General features: G+C 68.4%; 21 protein-coding genes. 12 read left to right on the forward strand and 9 right to left on the reverse strand.

The window, feature by feature from the left end:
• Nucleotides 1–127 precede the first annotated feature (127 nt).
• The 4 genes from G4D83_RS16000 to G4D83_RS16015 are packed head-to-tail and all read left to right on the forward strand — an operon-like array spanning nt 128 to nt 6,236.
• Nucleotides 128–1,225: an efflux RND transporter periplasmic adaptor subunit gene (locus tag G4D83_RS16000; RefSeq protein ID WP_240356351.1), complete on the forward strand. Its 1,098-nt coding sequence runs from the start codon at nt 128–130 to the stop codon at nt 1,223–1,225.
• A gap of 34 nt (nt 1,226–1,259) precedes the next feature.
• Complete coding sequence (locus G4D83_RS16005) at nt 1,260–4,400, forward strand: efflux RND transporter permease subunit (RefSeq protein WP_163865623.1); 3,141 nt, start codon at nt 1,260–1,262, stop codon at nt 4,398–4,400.
• Nucleotides 4,400–4,969, forward strand: a complete 570-nt coding sequence (locus G4D83_RS16010; RefSeq protein ID WP_163865624.1) for a MarR family winged helix-turn-helix transcriptional regulator — start codon at nt 4,400–4,402, stop codon at nt 4,967–4,969. The genes G4D83_RS16005 and G4D83_RS16010 overlap by 1 nt, the downstream gene beginning before the upstream one ends.
• Before the next feature lie 19 nt (nt 4,970–4,988).
• Nucleotides 4,989–6,236 carry a hypothetical protein gene (locus tag G4D83_RS16015; RefSeq protein WP_240356352.1) on the forward strand — a complete coding sequence of 416 codons (1,248 nt, stop codon included), beginning with the start codon at nt 4,989–4,991 and terminating at the stop codon, nt 6,234–6,236.
• A gap of 27 nt (nt 6,237–6,263) precedes the next feature.
• On the opposite strand, the gene G4D83_RS16020 is transcribed toward G4D83_RS16015, so the two are convergent.
• The 3 genes from G4D83_RS16020 to G4D83_RS16030 all read right to left on the reverse strand — a co-directional run bounded on the left by G4D83_RS16020 (nt 6,264) and on the right by G4D83_RS16030 (nt 8,366).
• Nucleotides 6,264–7,436, reverse strand: coding sequence for a CaiB/BaiF CoA transferase family protein (locus G4D83_RS16020; protein WP_163865625.1), 1,173 nt, complete (start codon nt 7,434–7,436; stop codon nt 6,264–6,266).
• Between the two features lie 131 nt (nt 7,437–7,567).
• Nucleotides 7,568–7,894, reverse strand: coding sequence for an SCP2 sterol-binding domain-containing protein (locus tag G4D83_RS16025; RefSeq protein WP_163865626.1), 327 nt, complete (start codon nt 7,892–7,894; stop codon nt 7,568–7,570).
• 103 nt (nt 7,895–7,997) lie between these two features.
• The gene (locus G4D83_RS16030) at nt 7,998–8,366 is read right to left on the reverse strand and encodes a response regulator (RefSeq protein ID WP_176433487.1); all 369 of its coding nucleotides are present in this window, start codon (nt 8,364–8,366) and stop codon (nt 7,998–8,000) included.
• A 196-nt stretch (nt 8,367–8,562) separates the two neighbouring features.
• Between G4D83_RS16030 and G4D83_RS16035 the strand changes: the two genes are divergently transcribed.
• Nucleotides 8,563–9,591 (forward strand): sensor histidine kinase, encoded by a 1,029-nt coding sequence (locus tag G4D83_RS16035; protein ID WP_163865627.1) that lies wholly within the window; start codon nt 8,563–8,565, stop codon nt 9,589–9,591.
• A gap of 88 nt (nt 9,592–9,679) precedes the next feature.
• Nucleotides 9,680–9,907 carry a twin-arginine translocase TatA/TatE family subunit gene (gene tatA, locus G4D83_RS16040; protein ID WP_420826639.1) on the forward strand — a complete coding sequence of 76 codons (228 nt, stop codon included), beginning with the start codon at nt 9,680–9,682 and terminating at the stop codon, nt 9,905–9,907.
• Nucleotides 9,908–10,035: 128 nt separating this feature from the next.
• Here tatA and G4D83_RS16045 read toward each other — a convergent pair whose 3' ends face one another.
• From G4D83_RS16045 to G4D83_RS16070, 6 genes are all read right to left on the reverse strand, one after another.
• Nucleotides 10,036–11,904, reverse strand: a complete 1,869-nt coding sequence (locus tag G4D83_RS16045; protein ID WP_163865628.1) for an AMP-dependent synthetase/ligase — start codon at nt 11,902–11,904, stop codon at nt 10,036–10,038.
• Nucleotides 11,901–12,641: a tetratricopeptide repeat protein gene (locus tag G4D83_RS16050; RefSeq protein WP_176433484.1), complete on the reverse strand. Its 741-nt coding sequence runs from the start codon at nt 12,639–12,641 to the stop codon at nt 11,901–11,903. Before G4D83_RS16050 ends, G4D83_RS16045 begins: the two co-directional genes overlap by 4 nt.
• 151 nt (nt 12,642–12,792) lie before the next feature.
• Nucleotides 12,793–13,530: a sigma-70 family RNA polymerase sigma factor gene (locus tag G4D83_RS16055; RefSeq protein WP_163865630.1), complete on the reverse strand. Its 738-nt coding sequence runs from the start codon at nt 13,528–13,530 to the stop codon at nt 12,793–12,795.
• Nucleotides 13,531–13,749: 219 nt separating this feature from the next.
• Complete coding sequence (locus tag G4D83_RS16060; RefSeq protein WP_163865631.1) at nt 13,750–15,180, reverse strand: FAD-binding oxidoreductase; 1,431 nt, start codon at nt 15,178–15,180, stop codon at nt 13,750–13,752.
• On the reverse strand, nt 15,177–15,734 hold the full coding sequence (folE, locus tag G4D83_RS16065) for a GTP cyclohydrolase I (RefSeq protein WP_217911073.1): 558 nt from the start codon (nt 15,732–15,734) through the stop codon (nt 15,177–15,179). The genes G4D83_RS16060 and folE overlap by 4 nt, the downstream gene beginning before the upstream one ends.
• 89 nt (nt 15,735–15,823) lie before the next feature.
• The gene (locus G4D83_RS16070) at nt 15,824–16,183 is read right to left on the reverse strand and encodes a Rieske (2Fe-2S) protein (RefSeq protein ID WP_163865633.1); all 360 of its coding nucleotides are present in this window, start codon (nt 16,181–16,183) and stop codon (nt 15,824–15,826) included.
• A gap of 139 nt (nt 16,184–16,322) precedes the next feature.
• On the opposite strand from G4D83_RS16070, the gene G4D83_RS16075 reads away from it, so the two are divergent.
• The 6 genes from G4D83_RS16075 to G4D83_RS16100 all read left to right on the forward strand — a co-directional run bounded on the left by G4D83_RS16075 (nt 16,323) and on the right by G4D83_RS16100 (nt 21,667).
• Nucleotides 16,323–16,748 (forward strand): hypothetical protein, encoded by a 426-nt coding sequence (locus G4D83_RS16075; protein WP_163865634.1) that lies wholly within the window; start codon nt 16,323–16,325, stop codon nt 16,746–16,748.
• 80 nt (nt 16,749–16,828) lie between these two features.
• On the forward strand, nt 16,829–18,193 hold the full coding sequence (locus G4D83_RS16080; RefSeq protein WP_163865635.1) for a zinc-regulated TonB-dependent outer membrane receptor: 1,365 nt from the start codon (nt 16,829–16,831) through the stop codon (nt 18,191–18,193).
• 25 nt (nt 18,194–18,218) lie between these two features.
• Nucleotides 18,219–19,145 (forward strand): metal ABC transporter substrate-binding protein, encoded by a 927-nt coding sequence (locus G4D83_RS16085; RefSeq protein ID WP_163865636.1) that lies wholly within the window; start codon nt 18,219–18,221, stop codon nt 19,143–19,145.
• Nucleotides 19,146–19,148: 3 nt separating this feature from the next.
• On the forward strand, nt 19,149–20,006 hold the full coding sequence (locus G4D83_RS16090) for a hypothetical protein (RefSeq protein WP_163865637.1): 858 nt from the start codon (nt 19,149–19,151) through the stop codon (nt 20,004–20,006).
• Nucleotides 19,993–20,814 (forward strand): metal ABC transporter ATP-binding protein, encoded by an 822-nt coding sequence (locus tag G4D83_RS16095; protein WP_163865638.1) that lies wholly within the window; start codon nt 19,993–19,995, stop codon nt 20,812–20,814. Before G4D83_RS16090 ends, G4D83_RS16095 begins: the two co-directional genes overlap by 14 nt.
• Nucleotides 20,795–21,667, forward strand: coding sequence for a metal ABC transporter permease (locus tag G4D83_RS16100; RefSeq protein WP_163865639.1), 873 nt, complete (start codon nt 20,795–20,797; stop codon nt 21,665–21,667). Before G4D83_RS16095 ends, G4D83_RS16100 begins: the two co-directional genes overlap by 20 nt.
• Nucleotides 21,668–21,689 lie beyond the last annotated feature (22 nt).

Consider the following 21,689-nt stretch of genomic DNA (forward strand, 5'->3'; position numbering starts at 1 on the left):
GGAGTATCCCCTTGACAGACAGTTCAGGGACTGTAGTTTCCGGGCCGCAGAATTTCCAAAGGTTTGAGCCGGCGTGGAGTGCCCTGGAGGGGTCCGGGGCCCGCGAGCTGGCAGGAGCAGGACGACCGTGATTCGACGCATGTGGGTGGCCGCGGTGCTGGCGGCGGTGATGATGACGGGCTGCGGCAAGGGTGGCGCCGCGCCGGCCCTTCCGGCGCAGCAGGGCTCGTCGGCGCTGGGCGTGAAGGCCATTGCTCCGGCGACGGAGCTGGAGGCCAGCGTGACGCGCGTGACGGGTCAGGTCCGCTCCAAGCAGGAGGCGACGCTGAGCCCCCAGGCGACCGGCACCATCGCGAAGATGCTGGTGAAGGTGGGCGACAAGGTGAAGAAGGGCCAGGTCCTGGCCGTGCTGGACACGTCCAACGTCGCCATCGGCGTGGAGCAGGCGCGCGCGGTGAAGGCGGCGGCGGACGCGGCGCTGCAGCTGGCGACGAACAACCTGGAGCGCACCCGCAAGGTGGCGGAGTCGGGTGGCATCGCCGCGGCGGGGTTGGATCAGGCGGAGATCGGCACGAAGCAGGCCGCCGCCCAGGCCGCCCAGGCCGCCGCCACGTTGCGCATGGCGGAGGAGAACCTGCGGGACATGTCGATTCTCGCCCCCTTCGACGGGGTCATCACCGCGCGAATGAAGAGCCTGGGCGACACGGTGGCGATGACGCCGCCCACGTCCGTCTTCACGCTGGTGGACACCAGCGGCCTGGAAGTGCGCGCGCTGGTCCCCGAGTCCGTGGTGGACAAGGTCAAGCCGGGCACCAAGACGCAGGGCACGGTGAGCCCCAGCGGCATGCGCTTCGAGGTGACGGTCTCCATGGTGGGTTCCACCGTCGACACCACCAACCGCACGGTGGAGGTGCTGGCGGACGTGGTGGGTGAGACGGCGTCGCCGCTGCGCCCGGGCGCGCTGGTGGACCTGGACTTCTCCAACGTGGCGGGCCAGTCCGACGACAAGGGCCTCTTCCTGCCGACGCAGGCCGTCAGCTCGCGAGGCCAGCAGGGCTTCGTGTGGGTGGTGCAGGACGGCACCGTGCGCAAGCGCGACGTGCGCGTGGAGCGCGTGCTCCCTGGCTACGTCCGCATTCTCCAGGGCCTGGCCGCCGACGAGCGCGTGCTCGCCGACTCTTCCCTGGACGTGAAGGAGGGCACGGCCGTCCGCGTTGTGCAGTGACGCCTGCCCTCCCCCTTACCTTTGGAGCTCCTGAATGAGCCCTCTCAAGACATTCATTTCACGACCCATCTTCACCGCCATGTTGATGATGGCGGTGGTCGTGTTCGGCATCAACGCGTACCCGCGCATCGGCGTCGATCAGTTCCCCGACGTCGACTTCCCTGTCGTCACCGTGACGACGGTGCTCCCCGGCGCTGACCCGGAGACCATCGAGAAGAACGTCAGTGATCCGCTGGAAGAGGCGCTCAACACGCTCAACGGCGTGGAGCAGCTGCGCTCCATCAACATGGAGAGCGTGTCGCAAATCGTCGTGCGCTTCACCCTGGCCAGCAAGGTGGACGTGGCCGCGCAGGACGTGCGTGATCGCGTGCAGGCCACGCTGAGCAAGCTGCCGGATGAAATCGACACGCCCGTCGTCGAGAAGTTCGACATCGGCGCGGCCCCCATCATCACCCTGTCGCTGTCCGGCGCGCTCCCGATTGAAGAGCTGACGCGCACGGCGGAGGACATCATCAAGCCCGCGCTGCAGCGCCAGAAGGGCGTGGGCAGCATCGACGTCATCGGCGGCCGTGAGCGGGAGATCCAGCTCGTCGTCGACCCGGACCGCCTGCGCGGCTTCGGGCTGGCCATCAGCGACGTGAGCCAGGCGGTGCGCGCGCAGAGCCTGGACGTCCCGGGTGGCCGCACCATGGACGGCGGTCGCGAGCGCGTGCTGCGCCTGACGTCCGAGGCGAAGAGCGTGGATGAAATCCGCAACATCATCATCGCCAGCCCCAACGGCGCGCCGGTGCGCGTGCGGGACATCGCCGACGTGGTGGACGGCCCCGAGGAAGCGCGTGGCGCCGCGAAGAACGGCGACCGCAGCGCGGTGGCGCTGGTGGTGCGCAAGCAGTCCGGCTCCAACACGGTGCAGGTGGCCTCGCTCGTCAAGGAATCCCTGAGCGAGATCAACAGCCGGCTGCCCGAGGGAATCACCGTGGACATGGTGTCGGACAACGCGCGCTTCATCCGCTCGTCCATCGCCTCGGTGCAGTTCGACATGGTGCTCGGCGGCATCCTCGCCGTGGTCATCGTGCTGCTGTTCCTGCGCAACCTGAACTCCACCATCGTCGCGGCCGTGGCCCTGCCGGTGTCCGTCGTCGGAACGTTCGCGGTGATGGCGGCGCTGGGCTTCACCTTCAACATGATCACGATGCTGGCGCTGACGCTCTCCATCGGTCTGCTCATCGACGACGCCATCGTGGTCATCGAGAACATCGTCCGTCACATGGAAGAGGGAAAGACGCCCATGCAGGCCGCGCTGGACGGCGCCGGGCAGATTGCCCTCGCCGTGCTCGCGGTGACGCTGGCCATCGTCGCGGTGTTCATCCCCGTGGCGTTCATGGACGGCATCATGGGCATGTTCTTCTACCAGTTCGGTGTCACGGTGGCGGTGGCGACGCTCATCTCCTACGCCGTGTCCATGACGCTCACGCCCATGCTGTCCTCGCGCATGCTGCGCCACCACGGTCAGCCCACGGGCGTGTCCGCGGCGGTGGAGAAGGTGCTGGTGGGCATGGAGAACGGCTACCGGAAGATCCTGGCGACCATCCTCCGTCGCCGCCTGGTGACGATGGTGGTGGCGGTGGTGGTGCTCTTCGCGACCTTCGGCCTGGCCCGCTTCCTCAAGTTCACGTTCATCCCGGAGTCCGACAACGGGAACATCAAGCTGGCGGTGGAGCTCCCCATCGGCTCGACGCTCGGCGAGACGCAGGCGGAGATCGACCAGCTCGACGCGCAGGTGCGCGGGCTGCCCGGCATCGCCTCCACCTTCGCCACCGTCGGCGGCGGCGTGCAGGAGGAAGTGCACAAGGGCGAGCTGCTCATCAACCTGGTTCCCATCAAGGAGCGCAGCTATCCCCAGGGAGAGCTCAAGACGTATCTTCGCGGCGCCATCAAGCCCCGTCCGGGCGTGTCCGTCACGGTGCAGGACGTCACCGGCATCGCCGGCGGTGGTTCACGCTCGCAGCAGGTGCAGTTCAACCTTCGCGGCGACAACTGGCAGGAGCTCATCACCACCTCGGAGAAGATGAAGGTGGCGATGAGGACCAACAAGGGTCTGGTGGACATCGACTCCACGTACCGCTCCGGCAAGCCCCAGTACGACGTGGTGGTGGACCGCGAGCGCGCCGCCAGCCTCGGCGTCCCGGCCGCCTCACTGGGCTCCACGCTGCGCGCCTTCCTCGGCCGCGACAAGTTCGCGGACTACCGCGAGGGCGGCGAGACGTACGAGGTGAAGCTGCGGCTGCCGCCGGAGACCCTGGCCTCCGCCGATGCACTCGGCAAGCTCACGGTGCGTGCTCCCAGCGGGCAGCTCGTGGAGCTGCGCAACCTGGCCTCCGTCACTCCGGCGGATGGCCCGGTGCAGATCGACCGTGAGTCCCAGAAGCGGCAGATCACCCTGCTCGCCAATCTGGCCTCCGGCTACCAGTTGGGTGACGCCGTGGCCTTCATGAACACGACGGCGGAGAAGGAAGTGCCCAAGGGGATCATCTACGACTTCGAGGGCAACGCGAAGGAGATGGGCAAGGCGGTGGCCTCGTTCGGCGCCGCGCTGCTGCTCGGCATCATCCTCGTGTACATGATCCTGGCGGCGCAGTTCGAGAGCCTCGTCCACCCGTTCACCATCATGTTGTCGCTGCCCTTCGCCTTCATCGGCGCCATCGGCGCGCTGCTCGTCACCGGCCAGGCCATGTCGATGTTCGCCCTCATCGGCGTCATCATGCTCATGGGTCTGGTGGTGAAGAACGGCATCCTCCTGGTCGACTTCACGCTGCAGTTGCGTGAGGAAGGCAAGAGCGCCACGGAGGCCCTGCTGGGCGCGGCTCCGGTTCGTCTGCGTCCGATTCTCATGACGACCATCGCGATGATCGCCGGCATGATTCCGGTGGCCATCGCCCGGGGTGATGGCGCGGAGACGCGCGCGCCCATGGCCATCACCATCATCGGCGGCCTCATCACCTCCACCGTGCTGACGCTCGGCGTGGTGCCGGTGGTGTACTCGCTGCTGGATCAGCTCACCGAGAAGTTCAAGCGGCGCAAGGGCCCGGGCACCGCCCCGGACCACGGCACGCCGCACGCGGTTCACGGCGAGAAGCCCGCGGTGGCGGCCGCCGCGCGAGTGGAGACGGCCTGATGCGAGTGCCGGCCAACAGACCGGCCCTCCGCGTGCAGCCGTCCGGCGCAGGCGAGGAGGAGCTCGAGCTCACCGAGGAGGGCGACACCCTGCCCTCCGAGGCCGAGGGAGACGCTCCCACGCCCGCGTCACGGCGGCTGCACGAGCTCATCATCCAGCTCGGGCGGTACCGCTCCTTGCGAGACCCGCTCCATGGCATCTGCGAGAGCAATCAGCTCACCCCCACGCAGATCCACGCGCTGATGTGGCTGGGCAATGACGGCCCCACACACGTGGGAGTCCTTGCCCAGCGTGTCGGCATCACCAAGAAGACCATCACCGGAGTGGTGGACCGGCTGGAGGCCATGAAGCTGGTGGAGCGCACGCGGGACGCCGAGGACCGGCGCGCCGTCGTCGCGCAGCTCACCCAGGAGGGCGCCAAGCTCTTCAACCTCATCAGTCGCAGCGTCGACCAGGGCCTGCGACGCATGCTGGACCTGCTTCCGCCCGATGACCAGGAGGCCCTCTTCGGCCTGCTGGAGCGGATGCTGAAGCGGCTCGGAGGCACCACCTCCGAACAGGCGGTCTAGGATGCAAGAGCGCGCGCCGGTGGCGAATTCCGCCCGGCGCGCGCTCCGTTGTTTCCAGAAGCCACTGCTCCTCGTCATCTCCGTGCTCGCGACGACGGCGGCGGGTGCCACACCGACAGGCCAGGAGCTGGCCGGACGGTGCCGCGCCTGGGCCTCGGATGCGCACCATCCATGGGCACTCGCGCATGGTGTCGTGCTGGAAGGCCGCGCCTTCCGCGCGAGCGACGGCCGGCTCGCCTCCGACGTGGTGGTGTCCGACTTCCTGCGCCGGACGCCCGCGCTCGAAGACGCGCCCTCGAAGGGGGCCGACCTCTTCTTCGAACCATTCACCTCCGACAACAGCACCCCGGTGGAGCCCCACCCCGCCCTTCAGGTGAAGACGTTGCTGGCCGCGGGGCTGCCGCTGTCCCAGCGCTTCACGGCGTCATGGGGCACGGTGACGCTGCGCGAGCTGGTGGAGGACGTGAAGCGCGACTTCCGGATGGACCAGGTGGCCTCGGCCGAGAGTGCCTGGATGCTCGATGTCCTCTCGCTGGCCTCTCGTCCCGGTGACACGTTCCGCGATGGCACGGGGCGACAGGTGGGCGTGAACGCGGTGATGGAGCGCGCGCTCGCCACGCTGGAGGCGGAGCAGGCCGAGCTCGCTTCGGGCATGAAGGCAGGGCGACACGAGGTGCCCAAGCGGGGCCAGGGCATCTACGCGCACCCCTGCGGGGGCCTGCACTACTTCCAGGCCGTGGCGGGCTGGGCGCGCCACCCGACCGTGCGCGCGGCGTGGAAGCAACGGCTGGCGGCGCAGGTGGACGTGCTGCTGTACCGACTGGACTCGGAGATGCGGCAGTACGAGACGGCCTGGGCCTCGGTACCCACGCAGCGCGAATTGGTACTGGCGCAGATGCTGAAGTTCCAGGGGCACTTCCTCGAGACACTCGGACGCTTCCGCGACGACACCGGCTGGCGCCCCACCGCCGTCCAGCAAGAGACCGTGGAACGGGCGCGCGGATATCTGGAGAACACGCTGCGGAGGATGGACGAGACGGGACTGCTCGCGGCCCCCGCGTCCGTCGCCACACGGAATCGACAGCTCGCGTTGGACCTGGTGGGTGACACCTGCCACGCGGCGCACGGTGAAGCGCTCTGGAGTCGCCCATCCTCCGGACGGACTCCATCACGAGCAGCTCCGACACCCTCTCCGCAGGCCAGCCCGACTCGCCAAGCAGGTGGCGACGAGTTCCGGGCGCCTTGCCTGCTTCCGCGCTGCCCCTGACTCGTTCAGGAACATCGGGCGACTGACTCAGACGCCGAGTCGCGCCATCTCCTCCTCCGTGAAGCCCGCTTCCACGAGCACCTCACGCGAGTGCTGGCCCAGCTCGGGAGGCTCGCGCAGCGGCGTCGGCCCCATGCGCAGCGGGGTGAGCAGGTGCGTCACCTTGCGGCCCAGTCGCGCATCCTCAGCCTCGACGAAGAGGCCCCTCGCGCGAAGCTGCGCGTCCGCCAACACCTCGTCCCCTTCCGCCACCGGCTCCACGCACAGGTCGGAGCCCGCGAACTTCTCCGCCCAGTACGCCAGCGGCTGCTCCGCGAACAGGCGCGTCAGCTCCGCCTTCACCCGCGCGCCCGCCTCGCCCGGCATATAGGCGTCCTCGAGCAGCTCCGGCCTTCCCAGCCGCTCGCACACCCCCGCGAAGAACTTGGGTTCCAGCGCGCCCACCGCCAGCCACCGGTCATCGGCCGTGCGGTACAGGCCGTAGCACGCGTAGCCGCCATTGAGCGCCTCGCGTCCGCGCTCCAGCGGGGCCCCCTGCTCGCCCATGAAGAGCCGCGCGGCCAGGTGCATGTGCAGGAAGGCCGTGGCCCCGTCCGTCATGGACACGTCGACGAGGCGGCCCTTCCCCGTGCGCTCGCGCTCATGCAGCGCGGCGAGGATTCCCACCAGCGCGAAGAGACTCCCTCCGCCGATGTCTCCCATCTGCACGCCGGGAAAGGCCGGAGCCCCACCCGCCTCACCGCCGTAGCCCAGGAGACCCGCGCGGGCCACGTAGTTCAGGTCATGCCCCGCCTTGAGCCGATCCGGCCCCGTCTGCCCATAGCCGGAGATGGCGCAGTAGATGAGCCGGGGGTTCTCCGCCCGCAGCACCGACTCGCCCACGCCCAGCTTGTCCATGACACCGGGCCGGAAGCTCTCCACCAGCACGTCGTGCGTGCGCGCCAGTCGCTTGAGCGCGTCGCGCCCCTCGGGCGTCTTGAGGTTCAGCGTGAGTGAGCGCTTGTTCCGGTTGAGGCCGTAGAACAGCGCGCCCACGTCGTCGCGCGAGGGCGGCATCGCCCGGACGTAGTCTCCGCCCTCCGGCTCCTCCACCTTCACCACCGTGGCGCCCAGGTCCGCGAGCACCAGCGTGGCGTAGGGGCCGGGCAACAGGCGCGACAAATCCAGCACGCGAAGACCCGTGAGTGGCAGCGACGACATGGCGGTTCTCCAGGAGTCGAACGAGACGAGGGGGGCCTGAAACGACGTGCGGCGCGCCCCCGAGGTGGGAACGCGCCGCGCGAGTCGGAGCGAGGGTCAGCGCCAGGGCTCCCCCCCGCGCTCCGAGGGAACTACGACAGCAGCTTCGCCAGCTTCATCGCGAGGCCCATGTCCATGGGCTTGAACTTCAGCTTGCCCTGCATGGCCGCCATCTGGGCGTTGAGCTTCTTCTCGCGGATCTTCACGAAGTCTTCGTTGCTCACCAGGATGGTCATCTTGGACGCGCCCTCGATGCCCGAGGTGACCCAGCCGTCGGCCTTGGTCAGGTCCAGCGTCCACTTCCCGCCACCCTCGCCGGAGATGTCGAAGTGGATGATGGCGTTGATGTCCTTCGCCAGCTCCGGCTTCGCGGTGAGAACTTCCGGAATCTGGGTCTCGATGATGTCCTTCGCGGTCATGACGCGCTCCTTGGCCTGGTCGTTGATTGAAGAATCAAGACGGGTGGAGGGGACCGTAATGGCGCCCCCCTGACAGGTCAAGCAGCGCGATACGAGGTGTTCATCACGCGCTGGTGCTGCTCACCGTGGACGGGTTCAGCGAGCGGCGCACCATCTCCAGCAAGTCATTCAGTTCGAAGGGCTTGGCCAGGTGGCCCACGGCGCCAATGTCCTGGGCCTTGCTGCCCACGTTGCGGTCCGCGCTGAGGACGATGAGGGGGATGCCCGCGATGGCCGGCGGCTTCTGGCGCATGCGCTGGGCGAACTCCCAGCCGTCCATCACCGGCATCATCAAGTCCAGCAGGATGAGGTGGGGTGGATCAGGCTCGAGGCGCTCCAGCGCCTCCTTCCCGTTGCGGGCACGACGGATGACGAACCCCTCGGCCTCCAGGATTTCGGAGAGGGCTTCGAGGATGTCAGGGTCGTCGTCCACGACGAGGACGACGGGGGCACCATCAGGCTGTGTGTTAGGCGGAGTCAGGGCAGTCTCCCTCGGTGCGACGCTGGGGATTCTTCCACCATCCTCCCATGCAGCGGCGCAAGAAAGTGCGCTCCCCGCATACGAGCGGGGTGCACGTTGCAAAACCGACAGTGACGCCCCACCCTTTCCGTGACCTGCTGGACAGGAGGTGGAAAACGTGAGGAGCCCTGGGGAGATGGGAGCTGGCAGCACGGCGGAAGCGCCTGGCCTCGTCCTCGTCCCCACGCAAGGGCCTCCACGCCTGCTGGGCGGCCTGGTCCTCGAGCATCTGGGCATCCAGGAGTTGCCTCAGGGCGCCACGTCCGTGGAGGCCCTGCTGGGCGCCGCGGGCTTCCACCGCCGCGCCGGCGACATGCGCGTCTGGGAGCAGGGAGACCTCGTCGTCCTCGCGGGAGAAGAGTTCCTGGGCGACGGAGGGCGGCTCCTGTGGACCTTCCCGGTGAGCTGGAACGAGTCCGACGCGCGCCGCAGGGTGCGCTACCTGGGCATGGCATCCCACGACTTGCGCGGCTCACTGGCCAACATCCGCTCCTATGCCGCGCTGCTGCTCAACGGCCGCAACCCGCTGGAGCCCAAGGTGCAACGCGGGCTGGAGACGATTCTTCGCAACGCGGACCGCTCGCTGTCCTTCTCGCAGGACTTCTTCGACTCCAGCCGCGCCGACCTGGGCTCGCTCGCCTGTGAGCCGGAGCGCCAGTCGCTCATCCCCCTGCTGGACGCGGCCGTGGAGCGCCAGCGCGCGGCGGCCACCGCGGCCAACGTGGCGCTCGTCCTGGACCTGGACCCGCGCGTGGCCCCGCCCGATGTGGCCGTGGACGGAGCGCGAATCCAACATGCCGTGGAGGCCTTCATCCTGTACCAGCTCTCCCGCTCCCAGCCCGGCGAGGTCATCTACCTGCGCATCTACCCAGGGGCGCCCAGGGTGCGGGTGGAGGTGCGCCGGGAGGGCGTCCCCCTCTCCGACGAGGACGCCTCCGTCGTCTTCCGCCGCGAGGAGCGGGCCTTCCGCGAGAAGAAGCTGGAGGATCCCCTGCGCGTCTACCTGGCCCGCCAGGAGGTGGAGGCGCACGGGGGAAGCGTGGGCGTGGAGACGGATCCGTCCGGTAGCGCCCTCTTCATCACCCTCACCGCGGTGCCAGGCGCCATGCTTGGCACTCCAGCGGCCCTCCAGGCATGAGGCCTCCGCTCTTGCTGGCGGTCCACGTCTCCCCCCGCTATGCTCGCCCCGTTTTCGCGAAGGAGCCGTGATGCTGGGGCTGAAGCCGATGGAACTTCTTCTCATCCTGTTTGTGCTGCTGCTCCTCTTCGGGGCCACGCGGCTGCCGCAGCTCGGCTCGTCCCTGGGCAGCGCGATTCGCAACTTCAAGCGCGGCTTCGGCGGTGAGGAGGAGACCGGTACCCCCGGCGCCGACAAGAAGGGCACCGGGACGCTCGCCGGCGGCGGCAACGTGGACAAGGACGTGAAGTCCTCCACGCCCAGCACCCACGCGTAGTCCCGCTCCGGGGAGTTCCCGCCGGAAAGCACGACGCCCGCTCCACCCCATCTTCATGGGGCCGAGCGGGCGTTGACATTGCGGGGCACACCCCCGGTCGACCGCACCGGGGGCGAGGAGCCGAACGCTCAGTCGATGACGGCCACGTTGTCGTACATGGCGTCGATCTGCGCCTTGTACTTCGTGCTGCAGACCTTGCGCTTGACCTTCAGGGTGGGCGTCAGCTCACCGGACTCCTGGGTGAAGTCCGCGGGCATCACCGTGAAGCGCTTGATGGTGGCGTACGGCGGCGAATCCGCGTTCATCTTGTCCAGCACCGCCTTCACCGCCGCGTGGACCTCGGGCCGCTTCGCGTTGTCCGCGTAGCTGCCCACCGGGGCGCCCTTCTCCTCCAGCAGCTTCTTGGCCGCGTCTTCCGCCACGGTGATGAGGGCCACCAGGTACGGGCGCTTGTCGCCGTACACCATGGCCTGGCTCAGGATGGGGAACGTCTTGAGCGTGTTCTCGATGTTCTGAGGCGCCACGTTCTTCCCGCCCGCCGTGACGATGATGTCCTTCTTGCGGTCGGTGATGCGCAGGTAGCCGTCGGCATCCAGCTCGCCGATGTCACCCGTGTGGAACCAGCCGTCCGGCTCGATGACCTCGGCGGTGGCCGTGTCGTTCTTGTAGTAGCCCTTCATGATGCAGGGGCCACGGGCGAGCACCTCTCCATCCGCGGCGATCTTCACCTCGGTGCCCGGCATCGCTGGCCCCACGGAGCCAATCTTGATCTTGTTCGGGCGGTTGGCGTTGGTGGGAGCGGCCGTCTCCGTCAGGCCGTAGCCCTCCACCACCTTGAAGCCGAGCAGGTCGAAGAAGTAGCCGATCTTCCGGGACAGCGGCGCGCCACCGGAGACGAACAGGCGCATGTTGCCGCCCAGCTTCTCGTCCAGGGTGCCGCGCACCTTGGTGAACACCAGCTTCTTCGCCAGGGTGAAGGCGAACGTGTCGTACGGCCGGCCCTGCTGCATCGCATCCACGTACTCGTCGAAGAGCTTGAAGGCCCAGCGGGTCAGCCGGCCCTTGAGGCCCGGAGCCGACGTGCCGTTGGACACCACGGTGTTGTAGACCTTCTCGAAGACGCGCGGCACCGACGGCAGCACCGTGGGACGCGTCTCCACGATGTTCGCCATCAGCTTGTCCACCGACTCCGCGACGATGAGCCGGAAGCCCATGCTCAGCCACGCCGCCTTCACCACCTGGGCGAAGACGTGCGCCAGCGGCAGGAACAGCATGACGGCGTCCGTCGGCTCCATCATGCCGATGGCCTGCACCGCGTGCGCCTGGTACGTCCAGTTGCCGTGGGTGAGGATGGCGCCCTTCGGATCACCCGTGGTGCCGGAGGTGTAGATGAGGCAGTTGGTGTCCTCCGACTTCACGGAGGCCACGCGCTCCTCGAAGGCGCCCGGGTTGGCCTGGTGCGCCTCGCGGCCCTGGGCCATGACGTCCGCCAGGGAGACTTCCTGGCCGCCCGCCACCGCGCCCTCGAACACGATGACCTTGGTGACGGTGGGACACTCGGCCAGCTTCTGCCGAACGCGCGTCAGCCGGCCCGCCTGCTTGGCATCCTTCTCGTCATTGTCCACGAAGACGAACGACGTCTCCGAGTGCTTGATGACATAGCGGAACTCGTCCGGAAGGTTGGACGAGTAGATGGGCACGGTGATCGCCTGCGCCGCGGTGATGGCCAGGTCCGCGATGATCCACTGGAGGCTGGTGTTGGCGAACAGCGCCACCCGGTCTCCAGGCTTCACGCCCTGGGCCACCAGGCCCGCGGACAGCGCCTTCACGTCGTCCAGCACCTGGCCGAACGTCACGTCCTGCCAGCGGCCGTCCTTCTTGTGCGTCACACCCGCCTTGGAGGCGTTCTGCGCGCGCTGGATCAGCAACTGGACCAGGTTTCCCTCTTGCGCTCCGGCGGCCGACGCCGAAGGTGCTACCTGATTCTCTGCTCTCACTTGAGCTCCTCCTCGATGTCGGCTTCGACCTTCTTCGCCCACTCCTGGATGCGCTGACCCTCTGGAGGGTCATACGCGACGCTTCCCTGCTTCACCTTCTGGATGGCGTCACGCGCCTCCTTGGCCTTGTCGTCCTTGAGGAGCGTCTCGGCGAGGAAGTAATGCGCGCGCAGCATCTCCGGGTTCTTCTTGATGGCCTTCTCGTAATACTCGGCGGACTTCTTCAAATCTCGCTTCGGCCAGGGCAGCTCGTAGAAGTAGCGGCCCTTCACCAGCAACGGAGCGCTCCAGTTGAAGGCCGGATCAATCTTGATGGCCGCGTCCGCGCGCTCATTGAACTTGCCCTCCAGCCCCTCGCCCAGCGCCTTCACCACCCCCACTGCTTGAGAGTAGGCGCCGATGCCCGTCGCCGCGTAGTAGTGGCCCTCCACCCGGGCGGGGGCCAGCTTGAGGGCCCTCTCGGCGACGTCCCACGTCTGGCGTCCGAGCACCTTCTTGAGCTTCTCGCTGCCAGCCCCGTCCGCCTGCCACTGGAGGAGGCGTGCCTGGCGCCACAGCACCTCGAAGTCGTCCGGCGTCGCCGCCAGCGTCTTCTTGAACTCCGCCTCCAGCTCCTTCACCACCGCGGCGTCCGCACGCCTGGCGTGCAGGTCATCCAGGCGGGTCAACACCTCGGCGTCCGCCGCCCGTGCCGAAGAGGCAACGAGCATGCACAAGGCAAGTAAAATCAGGCGCATGGGCGGTGGGCTTACCACGCACGCTCGGCCGCACGCAAACCACGCAGGCAGCCTTTCGGGCAAAAAACAAGAGCGGGGCCGGCAAGGGTGGAAGACCCCGCCAGTCCCGCTCAGTCCGCACATCTCCCCAGGTGGGGAGGAGGAGGTCGGCTCACGCCGCGTCGGCGGCGGCCTGCTCCTCGTTCTCGTTGAAGGCGGACAGGTAGCGCTCCAGGAACGTCTTCGTCTTGAGCTCCACCTGGCGCACACGCTCGCGCGACACGCCCCACCGCTGTCCCAGCTCCTCCAGGGTCAGCGGCTTGTCCTGCGTCAGGCGCTCCGTGAGGATGTCCCAGCCCAGGTCGCCAATCCGCTTGCGCACCTTGGTGAGCGCGTCCTGGATCTCCGTGTCCTGCTCATTGGAGAGGAACACGTCCTGGGGCGACGGCCCGTTGTCCTCCAGGCGATCCAGGAAGGTGGTCTCCCCTTCCTCGTCGATGGAGGCGTCGAGCGAGAAGTCCACCATGCTGCCCCGCTCGGCCTCGCCACCGCGGACCTGGCTGCGGTTGTCCTTCAGGTAGCGGGTGATGTAGGCGCGAATCCACCACACCGCATACGTCGCGAAGCGCACGTTCTTCTTCGGGTCGAAGTGCTCAATCGCCTTCATCAAGCCCACGTTGCCTTCCTGGATGAGGTCATCCAGGCGCGCGCCGCGATTGGCGAACTTCTTCGCCACGGCGACAACGAAGGCCAGATTGGAGGTCGCGAGCGTCTGTCGCGCGGACTCATCGCCCTTGCGAGCACGACCCGCGAGCTCGTATTCCTGCTCGCGCGTCAGTTGGTGATGTCCCCCCAGGTGACGCAGGTATTGCGACAGGCCCTCCGCCGCAAACTTCGTCGAGTTGGCCATGATTTCCCGTCCTCCGTTCGATGCCGGACGCGCTGTCCCCGCCGACTCGCGTCCACCTGTCTCTAGGACGCCCAACGAGCGAAAGGGTTTCTCATTCCATCGCCGAAAGTCATTTCGACTGTCGAACGCCAGTCCGTGGCCGACGAGAGGCTCGCGCTTCCGCTGACTTGCATGGTTGAGGAGCGCGAACTCCCCCGGCGATGGTCACGCTACGGCTACTCACGTAGAACGCTTGAGCGCGGGGAAGATTTTCTCGGGATTGAGCAGCCCTGATGGGTCGAAGAAGGCCTTGAGCCGCCGCTGCAGTTCGAGCAGCGCGGGGCCTTGTTCCAGCGCGAGAAATTCCCGCTTCGCGAGGCCCACACCATGCTCGCCTGTGATCGTGCCGCCCAGTTCCACCGTCATCACCAACATGCGGCGCAGGGCTTCATCCACCAGGGCGCGCTGGTGCGGCCCTTCATAGAGGATGTTGGCGTGGAGGTTTCCGTCGCCCGCGTGGCCGTAGGTGGCCACGGTGAGTCCCAGCTCTTCGCCCATCGATTTCAGGCGCGAGATGATTTCGGGAATTTTCGAACGGGGGACGACGATGTCCTCCGAAATCTTGTGGGGCTTGAGCGCGCGCAGCGCCGGGGAGATGACCCGCCGCACGGCCCACAGCTTCTCCCGCTGGCCCTCGTCCCGGGCGACGAGGGTCTGCGTGGCACCCTGCTGTGCGCAGATGTCGCCGAGCCGTGACAGCTCCTCCAACAGCCCCTCTTCATTGTACCCGTCGACCTCGGCGATGACGGCCGAGCCCGCCCCTTCGGGGAACTGGAAGCCCCGGCCGTCCACCGCGCGCAGGGCCACGTCGTCGATGAGCTCCAGGCAGCGCGGAAGGATGCCCGCGGCCAGCACGGCGGAGACGCCCCGTGCCGCGTCCAGCACGGACGGAAAGACGACCAGGGCGGTCAGCACTTTTCGTGGCAGCGGAATGAGCTGCAGCGTGATTTCGGTGGCGACCCCGAGCGTCCCTTCGGACCCCACGAAGAGGCCCACGAGGTCATAGCCGGCCACGCCTTTGATTGTCCGGCGGCCGACCCGCAGCACCTCTCCATCCGGAAGCACCCACTCCAGGCCGATGACATAGTCGCGCGTGACGCCGTACTTGAGCGCGCGAGGACCGCCCGCGTTCTCCGCGACGTTGCCGCCCAGCGTGCAGAACTCCCAGGAGTTCGGATCCGGTGGATAGAAGAGGCCCTGTGCCTCCACGGCCTTCATCAGGTCGCCCGTCACCACGCCCGGTCCCACCACCGCCGTGAGGTCCTCCGCGGAGATGGAGTGGATGCGATTCATCCGCTCCAGGCTGACCGCCACGCCACCGTTCAGGGGCAGCGAGCCCCCGCTCTTCCCGCTGCGCGCGCCACACGGCGTGAAGGGTACCCCGTGCGCCACGCAGGCCTTGAAGATGGCGGACACCTGGGCGGTGCTCTCCGGAAACACCACCACGTCCGGTGGGAAGACGCCGCTGTCGGACTCATCCCGCCCATAGGCCGCGAGCGTGTCCGCGTCGCGCCGCAGTTGCCCCTCCACGAGGATGCTCGCGAGGGCTTCACACACCCGCTCCACCCGCTCCGGCTCCACGCGGTCCGTCCGCGCGGAAGGGCCACTCATCGCCGCGTCCCCAGGCGTGCCCACAGCTCGCGGCGGAGCGAGCCATCCCGCCGCAGCTCACCCTCATAGGCCTCCGCGTGGGTGATGGCGTCGTGCTGTCTGGCGCCTCGCATGCGCAAGCACGACTGCTCCGCTTCGATGATGCACGCGGTGGCGGGACTGCCGAGCACGCGGGCCAGGGAGCTGGCCACCTGACGCGCCAGGTCCTCCTGGAGGATGAGCCGGTGCGCGAAGCAGTCCACCAGCGAGGACAGCCTGCCGAAGCCCGCCATCCGCTTGCCCGGCACATACGCGACATGCGCGAGCCCCGTCACCGGCAGCAGGTGGTGCGGGCACATGGAGACGAAGCGCAGGTGAGTGACGACCACCAGCTCTCGCGATGAGCCCTTCGGCGTGGGGAACGTCTTGCCCAGCACCTCCTCGGGCGTCTTCGCGTAGCCATCCAGGAACTCACGGCTCCAGGCGTCGGCCACGCGCTGCGGGGTGTCCACCAGGTTCGCGTCGTCCAACGGCAGCCCGGCGGCGTGCAGGAAGGCCTCCACCGCGCGAGCCATGGCGGCGGGGTCCGGCACGCTTGTGGCGGGCGGCGGGACGGGGGCATTGCGGGTGCGAGCTTTGGACGAAGTCACGGGGGCAAGGACTCCTACAGGGGCGGGCGTTCAGCGGGAGGGACGCTATCCGATGCCGCGACGAGGATCTCCTCACCTCGCACCCGAACCTCGTAGATGCGAACGCTCGCGTCGGGACGCCAGGGGCAGCGCCCCGTCCGCACATCGAAGGGCCAGGCGTGCAAGGGACAATGGAGCAGGTGCCCGTCCAGCTCCCCCTCGTGCAGCGAGCCGCCTCGGTGAGGACAGGTGTCGCTCAAGGCATGGAGCCGCCCGTCCACCCGGACGAGCGCCACCCGGGTGTCTCCCACCTGGACCACGGCGCGACCGCGTGCGTCCAACGCGGCGAGCCGAGCCACCGGAATGAATCGTCCGTCCGGCTGTCCTTCATCCATACAGGTGTCTCCAACCGCCCGGGCACCGAGGACCATCCCGGTGAATGCGGTGACAGAGGTGTCCGTCCCACCGCCGTGCTAGCCTGCCTTGACTCTCCCAGGTGCCGTCAGTAGAGCACCTGAACCGTCCTCTCTTCCGATGATCCAGCGCGCACATACCTTCGTCCGTGGCATCGCGACGCTGCTCGTCGCGCTGTGGGCGTTGCAGCCGCTGGGGGCCCTGCTCCACGTCCGGGAGGCGCACGCCCACCGCTTCTGCCCCGAGCATCAGACGTTCGAGGAGACGGCCCGGGGCACCGGCTCCATCCAGGCACGGCTTGCGCCCGAGAAGCTGGCGCAGCTGTCCGCCCTCCCCTCGTCGAACCCCGACGCGACACGGCTGACCCATGAGGCGTGCCCGCTGCTGACGTCGAGCACGCGGGACGAGCTGTTCTTCACCTCGCCGTCGTCGTGGACGCTGCCCCGGCTCGCGGTCAGCCGTCCCTCCACCGCGCCTCCGCGCGTCGCCCCTCCGCTCTCCGTCCTCGACACCGCGCCCAAGTCCTCGCCACCCGCGCACGCCTGAGTCGCGTCCAGCAGGTGTGGTCAGGTCTCGCAGTGAGGTGCACGCGTACGCGTGCGTCCCGGTTTCGAGGAGCATTCCCGGTGTCATCCGTCTTCGTTCGTCTGCACGGCGCCTTCATCGCCGTGTCCATCGCAGCCCTGTTCTCCGCGGCGTCCGCCTCGGCGCAGGAATCCTCTCCTCCCCTTCCTCCCGATGCGGGAGTCCCCGAGTCGGAAGTCGGCGCCGACGCGGGTCCACCCGAAGAAGTCCCCGCGGGCCTCACGCCCGAGGAGATGGCCGAAATCGAGAAGGCCTTCGGTGGCGACACCCAGCAGGGGGTTCCCGCCGGCACGTCCTCCGCGCCGGACTCCACGCCCGGAGGCGGCCTGCCGCTGTCGATTCCAGGAGGGACCAGCGGCACCAACTTCCTGGACATGAGCTTCATCCTGGATATCGCCGCCGCGGCCTTCACGTCCAAGGAGCCGCTCCAGGGCGGTGCGCACGACCCCACGCGCAACGGCTTCAACCTCCAGCAGTTGGAGCTGTCCATCGGCTCGGTGGTGGACCCGTACTTCCGCTTCGACGCGAACATCGTCTACAGCCAGTTCGGCGTCGAAATCGAGGAGGCCTACGGCACCACGCTGGCACTCCCTGGCAGCCTCCAGGTGCGCGCGGGCCAGTTCCTCACGCGCTTCGGTCGGCTGAATGCCACGCACCCGCACGCGTGGGACTTCGTGGATCAACCCTTCGCCATGAGCCGCGTCTTCGGCGCGGAGGGCAACCGTGGCCTGGGCGTGGAGTTGTCCTGGCTGACGCCGCTGCCCTGGTACGTGGAGCTGACCGGAAGCCTCACCGATGCCACGGGAGAAGCCACCGCGCGCAGCTTCCTGGGCGCGTCGAATGACCGCGTCCTCTCACCGATGGACCTCCAGGCCACGGGCATCCTCAAGCAGTTCTTCCCCCTGTCGGATGACCTGTCCTTGATGTGGGGACTGTCCGCCGCCACCGGCCCCAATCCCACCGGCTATCGCAACCGCACGGATGTCTTCGGCACCGACGTGTACCTGCGCTACCGGCCCATCACCGAGGCCAGCAACACGCTCGTCACCCTCCAGGTGGAGGCCCTGTACCGGCGACGGCAGGTGCCCGACGACGTGCTGACAGACATCAACACCTATGCCCAGCTCGCGTGGCGCTTCTCCCAGCGCTGGGCCGCCGCCGCGCGCTACGAACTGGGCACGCCGGCGAAGGGCGAAGGCGGCGAGGTGGCGTTGGATCCGCTGGACCCGGAGTGGACCAAGAACCGGGACCGGATCTCCGCCAACCTCACCTTCTGGCCCACCGAGTTCTCCCGCCTGCGCGTGCAGGCCGCGAGAGACCGGGCCCGTTGGCGCGATGAGGCGGACTACTCCGTCTTCCTCGCGCTCGAACTGGTGACGGGCGCCCACGGCGCCCATGCGTTCTGAACCTCTTTCACGGGAGCCCTGCCCCATGCGCCACTTTCGTTTCGTCGCGGCCCTGTGCGCCGCCCTCTGCCTCTTCGCCGCCGCACCCGCGCGCGCGGCCGTCAATGTCGTCACCACCCTTCCGGACCTCGCCGCCATCACCAAGGCGGTGGGCGGAGAGCTGGTCCAGGTGCAGTCCATGGCGCTGGGAAGCCAGGACCCGCACCGCGTGGACGCGAAGCCCAGCCTCGCGCTCGCGCTGAGGAACGCGGACCTGCTCATCAGCGTGGGCCTGGATTTGGAGATCGGCTGGCTGCCGAACCTCCAGACGGGCTCGCGCAACCCGCGCATCCAGGTGGGAAACCCCGGCTTCCTCAATGCCTCGCAGTTCGTCCGCCTGCTGGAGGTCCCCGCCACCAAGGTGGACCGCAGCGAGGGCGACGTGCACCCCGGCGGCAACCCCCACTACCTCTATGACCCGCGACAGGGCGCGGCGGTGGCTCGCGGCATCGCCGAGCGACTGGCGCAGCTCGACGCGAAGAACGCGGCGACCTACCGCGCCAACGCGGCGAAGCTGACCGCCGAGCTGGATGCCGCGCGCGTCGGCTGGGAGAAGCGGCTGGCCGGCCTGCGCGGCGCGCCCATCATCGCGTTCCACCGGACGACGGCGTATCTCGCGGACTGGCTGGGCTTCGAGCCCATCGCGTTCCTCGAGCCCAAGCCGGGAATCCCACCCAATCCGTCCCACGTGGCCGGAGTCCTCGTGCTCGCCCGGCAGCGCAAGGCCCGCATGGTGCTCATCGAGAGCTACTACAACGACCGGGAGGCGAAGATGCTCGCGGGCATGATTCCGGCGCCGCTCGTCATCCTCCATGGCGGCACGGACTTCCGCTCGGGTGAGACGTACGTCCAGCACATCAACGAGCTGGTCGGCAGCCTGGAGAAGGGGCTCGCCGGCGGAAAGGGCGGCTGAGTCATGCGGACCCGACTGCTGCTCCCCTTCTTGCTGCTGTCCGGCTGCGCGCTGGACTCGGGTGAGGGCTTCGCGGTGCTGGAGCCCACCGTCACCGCCAGCTACGTGCCCGTGGCCTCGCGCAACGCGGGCAATGGCTTCCAGCGCCTCGCGTCGGACTATCAGGTGAGCCTGGGCTCGGCCGCGCTGGGCATCTCCCACGTGGAGCTGGTGGGTGGCGCGGGAGGCGGAGGGCCGACGACGTTCGACCCCGCCAATCCGCCACCGGGTTACAGCCTGTGCCACAACGGCCACTGTCACAGCGACGGTGGCGCGCTCGTGGACTACGAGGACATCGAAGCCGAGCTGGGCGGAGGTGGCTCCTCCTCCACGCTCGTCGCCGCGCTGCACGTGGACGGCGAGTTCAACTTGCTGACCCCGGAGACCACGCCGGTGGAGTGCGAGCCGGACTGCGAGCTGTCTCGCACCGCCATCTCCCGAGGCGTCTGGGAAGTGACGTCGGTGACGCTGACGGGCGTCGTGCGGGACTCGCGCGCCACGCCACGACTCGCGGAGACACCGTTCCGCATGACGGTGGTGTCCGAGGGTGGCGCGGAGGGCGAGGAGGCCACGCCGCTCTTCACGTTGGCGGGCGAGGTGGACGTGCCATCGGACCGTGAGCACAAGCCCCGCGTGAAGCTGGCGCTGACGCTCGAGGTTCCCCCCACCGTATTCGACGGCCTGGACTGGGCCGCGTTGACGCCCGGCGCGGATGGCGTGCTGGACCTGGGAACCGTCTCCAACGAGGCGGCGCGCAAGGCCCTGTTCGAGGAGCTCGCGGCATTGAAGCCCCAAGCGGAGGTGCGACGTGAAGACCGATGAACCCGTGAGCCCGGACGCCGCGAGCCACGCAGTACCGCCGACCTTCACCTTCGGCGAGCCGCTGCTCACCTGCACGGAGCTGGTCATCGGATACAACGACAAGGCCATGTTGCCGCCCATCAACATGGTCATCCGCCGTGGCCAGTTCGTCGCCGTCGTGGGCCGCAACGGCTCCGGCAAGAGCACGTGGTTCAAGACGCTGCTCGGGATGATCGACCCCGTGTCGGGCACCATCGCCCGAGGCCATCCGGAGATGCGCAGCGCCTATGTGCCGCAGACGTCCGGCATCGACTCGCTGCTGCCGCTGCGGGCGCGGGAGCTGACCGCCTGGGGACGGCTGCGCAACTGGAGCTTCCTGTGGCCGTTCGCTCGCAAGGCGGACCGCGACGCGGTGGAGGTGGCCCTGGAGACCGCCGGGGCCAAGGCCATCGCGAACAGGCCCTACCGCGAGCTGTCCGAGGGCCAGAAGCAGCGCACGCTCCTGGCCCGGCTCATCGCCACCGAGGCGGACATGGTGCTGCTCGACGAGCCCACCGCCGCCATGGACGCGGTGGCGGAGCGCGAGACGATGCAGCGGCTGTGCTTGCTCGCGCGCCAACGAGGACTGGGCGTGGTGGTGGTGTGCCACGACCTGGAGGTCGCCGCCGAGCACGCGGACGTGTTGCTCTTCGTGGACCGGGAGACGTCCGCCTTCGTCGTGGGCGACGCGCGCACCGTGTTCTGTCACCCCGCCTTCCGTCGCCAGTACGGCGACGAGTACTGCCACCGCGCCCCCGAGGGACCCCACCGTGGATCCGATGCTCGCTGAACCATCCCAGTGGCAGCAGTTCATCGAGGGGTTCGAGTTGTTCCGGGACCCGCTGCTGTGCGCCCTCATGGCCGGCGGCGTGCTCGGCTTCCTGAGCGTCTACGTGGTGCTGCGGCGCATGGTGTTCGTCAGCGCCGCGGTGGCCCAGTCCGCGGGCCTGGGCGTGGCACTGGCCTTCTACATGGGCATCCACCTGGGCTTCGAGGTGGAGCCCGTCATCGGCGCCACCGCGCTCGCGCTCCTGGCGACGCTGCTGCTGATGATGGACCCCACCCGGCTGCGGCTGACTCGGGAGAGCCTGCTGGGCCTCGCCTATGCCCTGTCAGGTGGCGCGGCCGTGCTGGTGGGCGACCGCATCGCCCAGGAGTCCCACGACATCCAGGGCATCCTCTTCGGCACCGCCGTGCTGGTGACACCCGAGCAACTTCGCACCGTGGCCATCGCCAGCATCCTGGTCATGGTCATCCACCTGTGGTGGTACCGGGGCATCACCTTCGCGAGCTTCGACCGCATCGGCGCGCTGGTGCAGGGCCTGCCCGTCCGACTGTTGGATGGCGTGCTGATGGTGTCCATCGGCGTCATGGTGGGCGTGTGCGCCCGGGCGCTCGGCGCGCTGCCGGTGTTCGCCTTCTCCACGCTGTCCGCCATCGCCGCGCTGATGTTGGACTTGCGACTGCCGTGGACCTTCTTCGTGGCCACGCTCGCGGGCATCGTCTCCGGCGTGGGCGGCTACATGTTCGCCTACTTCTTCGACTTCCCGGTGGGTGGCTCGCAGACCGTGGTCGCCGCGATGCTGGTGGGCCTGGCCATGGGTGCGCGCGCACTCATCCAACTCGCGCGGCGCGCACGGTGAACGAGGTTCCCACCCGGCTCGA

Source organism: Myxococcus eversor, from assembly GCF_010894455.1.
GTDB lineage: Bacteria > Myxococcota > Myxococcia > Myxococcales > Myxococcaceae > Myxococcus > Myxococcus eversor.